The 12,257-nt window shown below is 68.8% G+C and carries 11 protein-coding genes; 2 read left to right on the top strand and 9 right to left on the bottom strand.

The features are described 5' to 3' along the window. Together FHD68_RS14145 and oiaX are read left to right on the top strand one after the other, a co-directional pair. A partial coding sequence (locus FHD68_RS14145) for a nucleotide-binding domain containing protein (protein ID WP_280115175.1) occupies positions 1–471 on the top strand: 471 nt, incomplete at its 5' end. Beyond that, the gene (oiaX, locus tag FHD68_RS14140) at positions 468–1,709 is read left to right on the top strand and encodes a 3-oxo-isoapionate-4-phosphate decarboxylase OiaX (RefSeq protein WP_127898962.1); all 1,242 of its coding nucleotides are present in this window, start codon (positions 468–470) and stop codon (positions 1,707–1,709) included. The genes FHD68_RS14145 and oiaX, both read left to right, overlap by 4 nt. Here the strand turns inward: oiaX and FHD68_RS14135 are convergent. The 9 genes from FHD68_RS14135 to FHD68_RS14095 all read right to left on the bottom strand — a co-directional run. Then, on the bottom strand, positions 1,682–3,163 hold the full coding sequence (locus FHD68_RS14135; protein WP_127898963.1) for a mannitol dehydrogenase family protein: 1,482 nt from the start codon (positions 3,161–3,163) through the stop codon (positions 1,682–1,684). The genes oiaX and FHD68_RS14135 overlap by 28 nt on opposite strands. An 81-nt stretch (positions 3,164–3,244) precedes the next feature. Further along, positions 3,245–4,015 carry an L-iditol 2-dehydrogenase gene (locus FHD68_RS14130; RefSeq protein ID WP_127898964.1) on the bottom strand — a complete coding sequence of 257 codons (771 nt, stop codon included), beginning with the start codon at positions 4,013–4,015 and terminating at the stop codon, positions 3,245–3,247. Then, on the bottom strand, positions 4,012–5,016 hold the full coding sequence (locus FHD68_RS14125; protein WP_045982118.1) for an ABC transporter ATP-binding protein: 1,005 nt from the start codon (positions 5,014–5,016) through the stop codon (positions 4,012–4,014). Before FHD68_RS14125 ends, FHD68_RS14130 begins: the two co-directional genes overlap by 4 nt. 10 nt (positions 5,017–5,026) lie before the next feature. After that, positions 5,027–5,851, bottom strand: a complete 825-nt coding sequence (locus FHD68_RS14120; RefSeq protein ID WP_045982117.1) for a carbohydrate ABC transporter permease — start codon at positions 5,849–5,851, stop codon at positions 5,027–5,029. A gap of 10 nt (positions 5,852–5,861) precedes the next feature. Next, positions 5,862–6,731 (bottom strand): carbohydrate ABC transporter permease, encoded by an 870-nt coding sequence (locus FHD68_RS14115; protein WP_046001028.1) that lies wholly within the window; start codon positions 6,729–6,731, stop codon positions 5,862–5,864. Positions 6,732–6,799: 68 nt separating this feature from the next. Continuing rightward, on the bottom strand, positions 6,800–8,125 hold the full coding sequence (locus FHD68_RS14110; protein ID WP_127898966.1) for an ABC transporter substrate-binding protein: 1,326 nt from the start codon (positions 8,123–8,125) through the stop codon (positions 6,800–6,802). Positions 8,126–8,257: 132 nt separating this feature from the next. Further along, positions 8,258–9,214 carry a sugar-binding transcriptional regulator gene (locus tag FHD68_RS14105; RefSeq protein ID WP_046001030.1) on the bottom strand — a complete coding sequence of 319 codons (957 nt, stop codon included), beginning with the start codon at positions 9,212–9,214 and terminating at the stop codon, positions 8,258–8,260. Then, positions 9,211–9,861, bottom strand: a complete 651-nt coding sequence (locus FHD68_RS14100; protein ID WP_045982113.1) for an HAD family hydrolase — start codon at positions 9,859–9,861, stop codon at positions 9,211–9,213. The genes FHD68_RS14105 and FHD68_RS14100 overlap by 4 nt, the downstream gene beginning before the upstream one ends. A 63-nt stretch (positions 9,862–9,924) precedes the next feature. Next, a partial coding sequence (locus tag FHD68_RS14095; protein WP_139086051.1) for a DUF3320 domain-containing protein occupies positions 9,925–12,257 on the bottom strand: 2,333 nt, incomplete at its 5' end.

Genomic DNA, 12,257 nt, shown 5'->3' with positions numbered 1-12,257 from the left:
TGCGGATCCGAGGCCGATCTGACGGCCGAGGTCGCGCGCCTGACCGCCGCCGCCCTGCGTGCCGCAAGTGACGGCGCCAGCCCGCTGATCCATTCGGCGGCGGGCCATGACGGCGCGCAGGTCGGCGCGTTCCGCAGCGCGCTGTCGACCTCGGGCATGGCGCCTGAGACCGCCGCCCGGCGCATCGGAGAGGGGCTGGGCCGCATTCTGGACGGGGTGCTGTGCGGGTCCGGCATCCGCCGCGCGGTGATCTCGGGGGGCGACACCTCGGGGCACGCAATGCGGCAGCTGGGCCTCAGCGCCCTGACCGCGCTGGCCCCCACCATTCCCGGCGCCGCGCTGTGCCGGGCCCATGGCGACGGCCTGCATGACGGGCTGGAGATCGCGTTGAAGGGCGGGCAGATGGGCTCGACCGATTATTTCGGCTGGATCCGCGACGGCGGCGGCCCCCGACATCAGGAGCAGCCATGATCCGCGTCACCTATCTGCTGGAGACCCCCGGCGACCCGCGCGCCATGGCCGAGAAGATCGCGGCCGACCAGTCCACCGGCACCTTCACCGACCTGCCCGGAGAGACCGACGCCCTGCGCGCCCGCCACGCCGCCCGGGTCGAGGACGTGACCCTGCTGGAGCCCCTGCCCCAGCCCTCGCTGCCCGAAGGCGCGGGGCCGGTGCGGCGCGCCCGCGCGACCATCGCCTTTTCGCCCGACAGCATCGGCGGCGACATCGCGGCGCTGCTGACGGTCACCACGGGCGGCCTCTTCGCGGCGCGCGGCCTGACCGGCATGCGGGTGCTGGATTTCCACCTGACGCCCGATTTCGCGGCCCACCCGGGGCCGCAATTCGGCATTGAGGGCTCTCGCCGCCTGACCGGGGTCGCAGAGGGGCCGATCATCGCGTCGATCATCAAGCCCTCGCTTGGCCTGACCCCCGATCAGACGGCCGAGGTCGTGCGTACGCTGTGCGCGGCCGGGGTCGATTTCATCAAGGACGACGAAAAGATGATGTCGCCCGCCTATTCCCCCTTCGAGGCGCGGGTCGATGCCGTCATGGCGGTGATCCGCGACCATGCGCAGCAGACGGGCAAGCAGGTCATGTATGCCTTTGGCCTGTCATCGGCGGACCCGGACGTGATGATGCGCCGCCACGATCACGTCGTGGCGCAAGGCGGCAATGCGGCGGTGGTGAACATCAATTCGATCGGACCGGGGGCGATGGCCTTCCTGCGAAAGCGGTCGGCGCTGTGCCTGCACGCGCATCGCAACGGGTGGGACCTGCTGACGCGCCATCCGGGCCTGGGCTTCGAGTTTCGCGCCTGGCAGAAGATCTGGCGCCTGCTGGGCGTCGATCAGTTCCAGATCAACGGCATCGGCGCGAAATACTGGGAGGGTGACGACAGCTTCGTGCGGTCCTTTGCGGACGTCACGACGCCGATCTTCTCGGAGGCGGACCGGGCGCTGCCGGTGGTCTGTTCGGGGCAATGGGGCGGCCAGGCGTTCCAGACCTGGGCGCGCACGGGCGGCACGCTGGACCTGATGTATCTGGGCGGCGGCGGGATCCACGGCCATCCGAACGGGCTGGCTGCGGGGGTGCGCGCCATCCGCCATGCCTGGGCTGCGGCCGGCGCGGGCCTGACGCCCGCCCAGGCCGCAGCCGATTGCCCTGACCTGGCCGCCAGCTTTCAGCGGTGGGGCATGCCCGCGACATAGGCCGCCAGCGTCGCCCGCACCCCGTCCCGGCGCAACGCGGCCAGCGCGTCGCCGAAGGCCGCGACCAAGGGCGCGGACCCCGCCAGATCGCCAAAGATCGCGTGCTGGGACAGGAACGCCTGCGGATCGTCCTTTGCCGCCAGCGCATGGTCGCGCAGCGTCGCATGGGCGTCGTCATTGGGTGCGATCGGCGCGCCCGCCTCGGTCGTGCCTTCGCAATAGCGGCACCACAGCGCCAGCTCCAGCGCCAGCCCGCCGATGGGCGCGCCCGCCGTCAGCCGGTCGCGCAGCGTCGGCAGGATGAATTTCGGCTGGCGGTTCGACCCGTCCAGGCACAGGCGCGGAATGGTGTCGCCGATTTCCGGGTTCGAGAAGCGGCTGACGATCAGCGCCAGGTATTCATCATAGCTGACGCCCGGAATGGGCTGCAGGGTCGGGATGATCTCGCGCGTCTCCAGCGTGCGCAGCCAGGCGGCGATGTCCGCGTCCGCCATCGCGTCATGCACGAAATGATGCCCCAGCAGCGCCGAGGCATAGGCGATGGCCGCATGCCCGCCGTTCAGGATGCGCAGCTTCATCAGCTCGTGGCGGCTGACATCGGCGACGAATTCGGCGCCCACGGCCTCCAGCGCCGGGCGGCCCTGGGGGAAGTTGTCCTCCAGCACCCATTGGCGGAAGGGCTCGCAGACGACGGGGGCGGCGTCCTGGATGCCGAAGCGGTCGCGGACCAGGGCGCGTTCACGGTCGCTGGTCGCCGGGGTGATGCAATCGACCATGCTGTTCGGAAAGGCCACGTTGGCCTGAACCCAATCGGCCAGCGCGGGGTCCAGCGCGCGGGCCAGTCCCGTCACCGTGCGGGCGCAGACATGGCCGTTTTCCGGGAGGTTGTCGCAGGACAGGACGGTGAAGGGCGCATGCCCCGCCGCGCGCCGCGCCCGCAGCGCAGCCAGGATCATGCCGAACACGGTGCGCGGCGCATCCGGCGCGCCCGCGTCATGCACCATGTCCGGATGGCCCGCATCGAAGCCGTCGGTCTTGGCGTCGACGTAATAACCGCCCTCGGTGATGGTCAGCGAGACGATGCGGATCGCCGGATCGGCCATCGCGGCGATGGTGGCTGCGGGGTCCACGGCCACGAAATCGATCATCGAGCCCAGCACCTGTGCGGACAGGCCTGCGGGGTCCAGCTCGACCAGCGTGGTCAGCCAGTCCTGGGCCGCCAGCCGTTCGCGCATCGCGGCGTCGCCCGGACGCACGCCCGCGCCGATCAGCGCCCAGCTGTGGTCGCGCCCCTGGGCGAACAGCCGGTCCAGGTACCACGCCATGTGCGCGCGGTGGAAATTGCCGACGCCGACATGCAGGATGCCCGCCGTCAGGGCGCTGCGGTCATAGGCGGGGCGTGCCACGGTGTCGGGCAGCCCGGCCAGCGCGGATTGGGTCAGTTGGATGGCCATGATCGGACCTTTCGTCAAATCGCCCCGTGGCCGCGGCGCAGGATGCGCGCGGGGGGCCGGGAATTGCAGGGGGTGCGGCAGTCAGCTGAGCCAGTTGCCGCCGTCGACATTGTAGGTCTGGGCCACGATGTAGTCGGCCCCGTCGGATGCCAGGAACACCGCCATGCCGGTCAGGTCGGCCGCAGTGCCCATGCGGCCGAAGGGGACGGCGGCGCCGACCTCGGCCTTTTTCTGGCCGGGGGCCTTGCCTTCGTATTTCGCGAAGAACGCGTCCACGCCGTCCCAATGTTCGCCGTCGACGACGCCGGGCGCGATGGCATTCACGTTGATGCCGTGGGCGATCAGGTTCAGGCCCGCCGATTGCGTCAGGCTGATCACCGCGGCCTTGCTGGCGCAATAGACCGCGACCAGCGCCTCGCCCCGGCGGCCGGCCTGGGACGCCATGTTGATGATCCGCCCGCCCTTACCGCGCGCGATCATGGACCGCGCGACGGCCTGCATCATGAACAGCGTGCCCGACACGTTGACCGCCATGATGCGGTCGTAATCGGGGCGGGTGATCTCGGCGATGGGGGCGGCGGTGAACAGGGCCGCGTTGTTGATCAGGATGTCGATGCCGCCAAACTGCTGTTCCACGGAGGCCACGCAGGCGTCGATGCTGGCCTGATCGGTCACGTCCAGCGCCACCGCGATGGCACCCTCGCCCAGACCCGCGGCCGCCGCGCGGGCGGCCTCCAGATTGATGTCGCAGATGGCGACGCGCGCGCCCTGATCCAGATAGGCGCGGGCGAATGCCAGCCCGATGCCGCGCGCGGCCCCGGTGATCAGGGCGGTCTTTCCCGACAGCATCATGCCACCCGCGCCCCCGTGGCATCAAAGCGGTGCATCTGCGCGTCGTCCGGGGTCAGCCAGACGGTGTCGCCGTGATGCAGGTCGATGTTGCCGCCCGCACGCACCGTGATGGTGTCGGCCAGACCCGTGTCCTCGACATAGAAGAACGTGTCCGATCCCAGATGCTCGCTGACGCCGACGCGCCCGCGCCACTTGCCGTGATCGGGCGACACCGCGATGTGTTCGGGCCGGATGCCGATGGTGTGGGCACCGTATTCCGCGGCCGCCGCCCCGTCGATCAGGTTCATCTTGGGGCTGCCGATGAAGCCCGCGACGAACAGGTTCCTGGGCGCGCGGTACAGCTCCATCGGGCTGCCCACCTGTTCGATGTTGCCGGCGCGCAGGACCACGATCTTGTCGGCCATGGTCATCGCCTCGACCTGGTCATGGGTGACGTAGATCATCGTGGTCTTCAGGCGGTTGTGCAGCTCGCTGATCTCAAGGCGCATGCCGACGCGCAGGGCGGCGTCCAGGTTCGACAGCGGCTCGTCGAACAGGAACGCGGCCGGTTCGCGCACGATCGCCCGCCCGATGGCCACGCGCTGGCGCTGGCCGCCCGACAGCTGGCCCGGCTTGCGGTCCAGGTAATCGGTCAGGTTCAGCGCCTTGGCGGCCGCCGTGATGCGGCGGTCCTGTTCGTCCTGCGGCACACCCGCCATGCGCATCGGAAAGGCGATGTTCTTTCTGACCGACATGTGCGGGTACAGCGCATAGGACTGGAACACCATCGCCAGGCCGCGCTTGGCCGGGGGCGTGTCGGTGGCATCCTTGCCGTCGATCAGGATGCGCCCGCCCGACGTGTCCTCCAGCCCCGCGATCAGGCGCAGAAGGGTGGATTTCCCGCAGCCCGAGGGGCCGACGAAGACCACGAACTCTCCGTCGTTGATGTCCAGGTTCAGGGGCGGGATGACCTCGACGTCTCCGAACCGCTTGGTCACTGCTTCAAGGGTAATGCGTCCCATGATGGTCCCCTTATTTCACCGCGCCGAAGGTCAGGCCGCGGACAAGTTGTTTCTGGCTGAACCAGCCCATGATCAGGATCGGCGCGATGGCCATGACGGAGGCCGCCGAGAGTTTCGCCCAGAATAGCCCCTGCGGGCTGGAGAAGCTGGCGATGAAGGCCGACAAGGGCGCGGCGTTGGTGGTGGTCAGCTGGATGGTCCAGAACGCCTCGTTCCAGGCCAGGATGACGTTCAGCAGCATGGTCGACGCGATGCCCGGCACCGCCATGGGCGTCAGCACGTACAGGATCTCGTCCTTGAGCGTGGCGCCGTCCATGCGCGCGGCCTCCAGGATCTCTCCGGGGATCTCGCGGAAATAGGTGTAGAGCATCCAGACCACGATCGGCAGGTTGATCAGCATCAGCATGACCGTCAGGCCGATCCGCGTGTCCATCAGCCCGGTGCGCAGGAAGATCAGATAGATCGGTACCAGCACCGCGACCGCGGGCATCATCTTTGTGGACAGCATCCACATCAGGATGTCCTTGGTGTGCTTGGTGGGAGAGAACGCCATCGCCCAGGCCGCCGGGATCGCGACGATCAGCGCCAGGATGGTCGAACCCACCGCCAGGATCACCGAATTGGTGAAGGGCTTCCAGTAGTTGTTCTGGGTCTGCACCGCCTCGAAGCTGGACAGGGTGAAGGACGGGATCAGGCTGAAGCCCGAAATGGCCTCCTGTTCCGTCTTGAGGCTGGTGATGATCGTGTAGAGGATCGGGAAGAAGATCACCAAGGCCACGATCCAAGCGGCAATGGTATAGCCGACCTTGGTGCGGGTGCTTACTGCGCGTGCCATGGGATGCTCCTCAATCCAGGTTCTTGCCGACGGCGCGCATCAGGAAGAACGCGACGATGTTGGCCAGGATGACCGCGATGATGCCGCCCGCCGCCGCGCCCCCGATGTCGAAGTTCAGACGGGCCGCGCGATAGATCAGATAGGTCAGGTTGGTGCTGGCATTGCCCGGACCGCCATTGGTGGTCACCAGGATCTCGGCATAGATGCCCAGAAGGAAGATGGTCTGGATCAGCACCACGACGGTGATGGCGCGTGCCATGTGCGGCAGGGTCAGGTGGATGAACCGGCTGACGGCGCCCGCGCCGTCCATCTCGGCCGCCTCCATCTGTTCGCCGTCCAGCGATTGCAGGGCGGTCAGCAGGATCAGCGTCGCGAAGGGCAGCCATTGCCAGGCCACGATGATGATGATCGAGGTCAGCGGATATTGCGCGAACCAGTCCACCGGCTGCACGCCGATGGCGCGCGCGATGTCGGCAAAGACCCCATAGGACGGGTGCATGATCATGTTCTTCCAGATCAGCGCGGCCACCGGCGGCATCACGAAGAACGGAGAGATGATCAGGATCCGCACGATCCCCTGCCCGAAGATCGGCTTGTCGATCAGCAGGGCGATCGCGATGCCCCCGATGACGGTGATCGCCAGCACGCCCAGCACCAGGGCCAGCGTGTTCCAGATCGCGTCGAAGAAGGCCGGATCGGTGTAGAAATACTGATAGTTGAACCACCCTGCCCAGCTGACGGATGCCGGGTTCAGCAGGTTGTAGTTCAGGAACGAGTAGTACAGCGTCATCCCCAACGGGACGATCATCCAGATCAGCAGCAGGATGATGGCAGGTGCGCGCATCAGGCGCGCAAGACTTGCGGTCTGGCGGGTGGCCATGGCTTGCGTCCTTTTGGGGAAAGCGGGGGTGCGCCGCCCCGCATGTCGGGGGCGGCGCGGGTCGCGGCTTACTTGGGATAGCCCGCGCGCGCCATTTCACGGGCGGTGCTGGACTGTGCCGCCGCAAGGGCGTCCTCGGCCGACATCTGGCCTGCCAGCGCCGCCGAGAAGGTCTGTCCGACCGCCGTGCCGATGCCCTGGAATTCCGGAATCGCGACGAACTGGCCGCCGGTATAGGGAATGTCCTGGACCGACGATTTCTGCGTGTCGGCGGCGTTGATCGATTCCAGCGTCATCGCCGCGAACGGAGCCTCGGCCTGATAGTCGGGGTTCTCGTACAGCGACGTGCGCGTGCCCGGAGGTGCGGCGCGCCAGCCCTCGGCCTCGGCCACCATGTTGGTGTATTCCTGGCTGGTCGCCCAGGCCACGAAGGTCTTGGCCGCGTCCTGCTTCTGGCTGGAGGCCGGGATGGCCAGGTTCCACGCCCACAGCCAGTTGCCGTGGTTGTCGACGCCTTCCTTGTTGGGGAACTGCGCAAAGCCCACGCTGTCCGCGACGGTCGAATCCTCGGGGTCGGTCACGAAGCTTGCGGCAACGGTCGCGTCGATCCACATGCCGCACTTGCCCTGCTGGAACAGCGACAGGTTCTCGTTGAAGCCGTTCGACGACGCGCCCGGAGGTCCGTATTCGTTCATCAGCGTCAGATAGTCGGTCAGCGTCGCCTGCCATTCGGGGCTGTCGAACTGGGGCGCCCATTCCATGTCGAACCAGCGCGCGCCATAGCTGTTGGCCATGGCGGTCAGGAAGGCCATGTTCTCGCCCCAGCCCGGCTTGCCGCGCAGGCAGATGCCATAGACCTCGTTCTCCTTGTCCGTCATCGCCTTGGCGGCGGCGGTGATGTCGGTCCAGGTCGGGTTGTCGGGAATGGTCACGCCCGCAGCCTCGGCCAAGTCGGTGCGGTACATCACCATTGCCGATTCGGCATAGAACGGCGCGGCGTACAGCGTGTCGTTCACCGACAGGGCGGCGCGCACGGCGGGGACCAGGTCGTCCACGTTGTAGCTTTCGGGAAGGTCGTCCAGGGGCGTCAGCCAGTCCTGCGCCGCCCAGATCGGAACCTCGTAGGTGCCGATGGTCAGCACGTCATACTGCCCGCCGCTGGTGGCGATGTCGGTGGTGACGCGCTCGCGCAGGATGTTCTCCTCCAGCGTGACCCATTCCAGCTGGATGTTCGGGTTCGCCTCGGTGAAGGGCGCGGTCATCTGCTGCATGCGGATCATGTCGCCGTTGTTCACGGTCGCGATCGTCAGGGTCACGTTGTCCTGCGCGGCGGCCATGCTGCCGACGGCGCACAGGGCCGTAGCGCCCAGAAGGGCGCGGAATGTCGTGGTCATGTAGTCCTCCCTTGGCGGTTGGGCATTTGCCCTTCCGATGGGCATATACTCGCCCCGTCTTGCGAATCTGTCAACGCAGATTCCCCGCCGCAGTGCAGCGAGGGTGTAAAGGCTTGACGACAGTGCAGTTCTTCAGGCCAGCAGGCGTTCCGCCGTCGCCTCCGAGGTGATCAGGCCGTTGATCAGCCCCCCCACCATCGCCGCGCGGATGGCCGGCAGCTTGGCCTGACCCGAGGCGACGGCGATCACCGGACGGTCGCTTCCGCAGGGCAGCGGTGCCGACGCCACGCGGCGGTTGAAGTCGCAATCGATCACCTGGCCCCGGGCGTCATAGACCCAGCTGGTGATCTCGCCCACGGCACCGGCGCGGGCCAGCTGCGCCATTTCGGCCTCGCTCAGGAAGCCGTCGACATGCAGCGGCGCGGTCATGTCCATCTGTCCGATGCCCACCAGCGACAGGTCGGCGCGTGCGCACAGGTCGATGGTGTTGCGGGCGGCCTGCTGTCCCTGCATCGCCGCCAGTTCCGCCGCGTCGCGCGCCAGCACCGGCAGCGGATAGGGAAAATGCGGCGCGCCGATGCGCTCTGCCAGCCGGATGGTGGCGTTGTAGGGGGTGGCCGACCCGTCCTCCATCATGTTGCCGAGGCGGGACACGACGACATGCTGGGGACAGGTCATGCGGGGCAGCTGTTCCACCGTTGCGCGCAGGTTGCGCCCGGTGCCCAGGCTGACGATCCGCCGTTCGGGCGATTTCAGCACGCGTTCCAGATGCGCGGCGGCGGCGATGGCTATGCCCGCCAACAGGTCCGGCGCCTCGGGGTCCGACGGCGCGACCTCGGCGGTCAACAGGCCGAACCGGTCCTGCAGCGCGCGCGCCAGATCCATGCAGCGTCCGATCGGGTGATCCAGGCGGACCTTGACCAGCCGTTCGGCCAGCGCCATCGCGACCAGACGCTGCGCGGTCTGGCGGCTGACGCCCAGTTTGCGCGCAATCTCGTCCTGGGTGTTTCCGGCGACGTAGTACAGCCAGCCGGCGCGGGCGGCATCGTCCAGGCGGGTCGTTTCGGGGGTGAAGTGGTTCTGGCTCATGCGGGCACCTGGATGCGCGCCAGCAGGTCGGGGAACTGCGACCAGCAGTCAAAGCCCTCGTCCGTTGCGGGCTGTCCCGCCAGATGGGCGCCGCCGCGGTACTGCAGGACCCGCATTCCCGCCGCGCGGGCCGCCTGCAGGCCGGGCTGGCTGTCCTCGATCACCAGGGCATGGGCGGGATCGACGCCCATCCGTTCGGCCGCGAACAGGAACAGGTCGGGCGCGGGCTTGCCGCGCGCCACCTGGCTGGCCGTGAACACGTCCGCGCCGAACCGCTGCGCCAGGTCCAGCACCGCCAGCGTCCGCGCCACCCGCGGCGGGCTGGACGAGGTCGCGACGCAGACCGGCAGCCGGATCTGCGCCAGCGCATCGGCAAAGCCCGGCGTCGTGCGCAGATCGGTGTCGAACCGCGCCAGCAGGCGGGCCCGATAGGTCGCCTCGAAATCGGCGGGCAGGGTCAGGGCAAAGCGGTCGCGGATCGACGCCGCGACCGTGGGAAAGCTGCGCCCGAGGAAATCGCGGCGCACGTCGTCGGGCGTCACGACGATGTCCAGACGCGCCAGCTGGTCGATCAGCACCTGCGCGGACAGCACCTCGCTGTCGGCGATGACGCCGTCGCAGTCGAAGATGATCAGGTCCACGCGCATCGGTCCGGCTCCCTTGCCTTGTGCGGCAGCCATAATCGCATTCCGCCCGGCGGGGAATAGGCCTCAGGCCGCGGCCATGCCCAGCAGCACCCCCGATATCGCCTCGGACAGGTCCGGCCCCACGCGCTGAAAGCCCAGAAGGCGCGCCACGGCGCGGGTCAGCTGGTCGGGCGTCATGCCGCCGTTCTCGGTCCGGATCATCCGCGCGGCGGCGGCGATCTCCTGCGGGGGCAGGCAGGCGGCCTTCAGCAGGCTGCCCGTCTCGGCGCTGCGGTCGCGGACGGGCGGGCTGTCGGCCTGCGCCCGGGTCATCAGGAAATCGCCCTGCCGCATCAGGTCGGCATCGCGGCGCAGGGCCAGTGCGGTGGCCCGGGCCACGGCCTCTCCGATCCGGCTGCCGGTGCGCGCCTTGCCGAAGGCCGCGGCGATGCGCCGCGCCACCTCGTCGGCATGGACCGGCCCCTCCGTGCGGATGACGGCCGCTGCCAGGTCGGCCAGTACGGCGTCGGGCTGGTCATGGGGCTCTCCCTCCGGCGGGGCCTGCAGGTCCGCGCGGCGATAGGGCGGCGCCGACAGCGAGGGCGGCGCCATCTCCAGGACCGGTTCGGGGTCGTCTTGGACGACAGGCCCTGCCCCATGGTTCGCGCCGCGCGGGCGGATGCCGTCCTGCGCCGCATCGCGGGCCTGCGACAGGGCGTCGCGCAGCCGTGCGATCTCGGCCTCGCGGCGGTGGAACCAATCGGTGCTCCAGATGCGGTGGAACCGCCAGCCCAGATTCTCCAGGATGTCCTGGCGCAGACGGTCGCGTTCGCGCGCCCACAACGCACCGTGATAGGCGGCGCCGTCGCATTCGACCGCCGCCAGGTACTGGCCCGGACGGTCAGGATGGCGCACGCCCAGATCGATGCGGAACCCGGCACTGCCGACCTGCGGATCGGCCAGATAGCCCAGATCGCGGATCACGCGCGCGACATCCTCCTCGAACGGGCTGTCGGGGGCCAGACCGGTGGGGCGGCGTTCCTCGATGATGCCCGACTGCGCGAAATCCAGGAACCGCTTCAGGACGCGCGGCCCCTCACGCGTGGTCCGCGACGGGTCGATCTGGCCCGGGTCAAAGGACGCGAACACCTCGCAGCGGATGCGCGCACGGGAAAACAGCACGTTCAGACGACGCTCTCCGCCCTCGCCGTTCACGGGGCCGAACTGCATCCGGGTCAGCGGCCCGTCGGGTTCGGACGGGCCGTAGCCGACCGAGATCAGGATCACGTCACGTTCGTCGCCCTGCACGTTCTCGATGTTCTTGACGAACACGTCCTCGGCCCCGCCCTCGCGCAGCAGCGCGTCCAGCGCCGGGTTGCGGCGGCGGGCGGCATCCGCCACCTCGGTCAGCATGTCGGCCTGCGCCTTGGAGAAGGCGACCACGCCCAGGGACAGGCCCGGCCAGTTGCGGGCGTGATCGGCCATGGCGGCGACGACGGCCTCGGCCTCGATCCGGTTCGTCCCCGCGCGCCCCCGCCCGCTGCCGCGCGCGGCATAGGCGCCGGACACGCGACAGAACTTCAGCCCGTAATCGGGGTCCAGCTGCAGTGGCGACGGCGGCAGCACCAGCCGGTCGTCATAGAATTCCGCGTTCGACACCCGGATCAGCGACGGGTCGCGCGACCGGTAATGCCATTCCAGCATCCGCGACCGCAGTCCCCGCGCCTCGCACAGCGACAGGATGCTCTCCATGTCAGCCACGTTCGCGCCCTGGGGGCCGTCCTCGGGTTCGTCCTGGTCTTCGGCATCGTCGACCAGGCGGTCGAAGAACGATGTCGGCGGTAGCTGCTTCTGGTCGCCCACCACGACGATCTGGCGCGCGCGCGCGATGACGCCCAAGGCGTCCTCGGGGCGGATCTGCGACGCCTCGTCGATGACCAGCAGATCAAAGCTGACCGCATCGGGCGGCAGGAACTGGGCGACCGAGATCGGGCTCATCAGCATCACCGGCTTGATACGCTGGACCATCGCGCCCGCGTTGCGCATCAGCCAGCGCACCGGTTTGTGCGCGCGGCGGCGGGCGATCTCTCCGCGGATCAGGCCCATCTCTCCCTGCGTGCCGCGGGGCAGCTGGTCGAAATGTCGCGACAGAATCAGCGTCTTGGTGGCCTCGATCCGCTCGGCCTCCAGCTGGCGGAACAGGCCGACCAGGTCGTGGCGATCCAGCATCGGCAGATCGTTCAGCGCGGGACGCGCCTGGCGGGCGGCGTTCCAGCGCGCCTCGGCGCAGGCATAGGCGAACTCGGTCGCGGCGTCCTGCTGGGCCAGTTGCCCAGCACGCACGGCCTCGACCACCGCGGCTGCGCCGTGGCGGCCCGCCACCTGCGCGTCGCGCGCCAGATCGGCCCATTCGGCAT

The organism is Paracoccus marcusii (assembly GCF_006151785.1).
In the GTDB taxonomy this organism is placed as follows: Bacteria; Pseudomonadota; Alphaproteobacteria; order Rhodobacterales; family Rhodobacteraceae; genus Paracoccus; species Paracoccus marcusii.
The sequence above is the reverse complement of the archived record's forward strand: the minus strand, read 5'-3'. Positions and strand labels throughout refer to the sequence as shown.

Excerpts from the sequence above, each read along its gene's own strand:
- oiaX (WP_127898962.1), top strand. The coding sequence starts at position 468 with ATGATCCGCGTCACCTATCTGCTGGAGACCCCCGGCGACCCGCGCGCC.
- FHD68_RS14135 (WP_127898963.1), bottom strand. The coding sequence starts at position 3,163 with ATGGCCATCCAACTGACCCAATCCGCGCTGGCCGGGCTGCCCGACACC.
- FHD68_RS14130 (WP_127898964.1), bottom strand. The coding sequence starts at position 4,015 with ATGATGCTGTCGGGAAAGACCGCCCTGATCACCGGGGCCGCGCGCGGC.
- FHD68_RS14125 (WP_045982118.1), bottom strand. The coding sequence starts at position 5,016 with ATGGGACGCATTACCCTTGAAGCAGTGACCAAGCGGTTCGGAGACGTC.
- FHD68_RS14120 (WP_045982117.1), bottom strand. The coding sequence starts at position 5,851 with ATGGCACGCGCAGTAAGCACCCGCACCAAGGTCGGCTATACCATTGCC.
- FHD68_RS14115 (WP_046001028.1), bottom strand. The coding sequence starts at position 6,731 with ATGGCCACCCGCCAGACCGCAAGTCTTGCGCGCCTGATGCGCGCACCT.
- FHD68_RS14110 (WP_127898966.1), bottom strand. The coding sequence starts at position 8,125 with ATGACCACGACATTCCGCGCCCTTCTGGGCGCTACGGCCCTGTGCGCC.
- FHD68_RS14105 (WP_046001030.1), bottom strand. The coding sequence starts at position 9,214 with ATGAGCCAGAACCACTTCACCCCCGAAACGACCCGCCTGGACGATGCC.
- FHD68_RS14100 (WP_045982113.1), bottom strand. The coding sequence starts at position 9,861 with ATGCGCGTGGACCTGATCATCTTCGACTGCGACGGCGTCATCGCCGAC.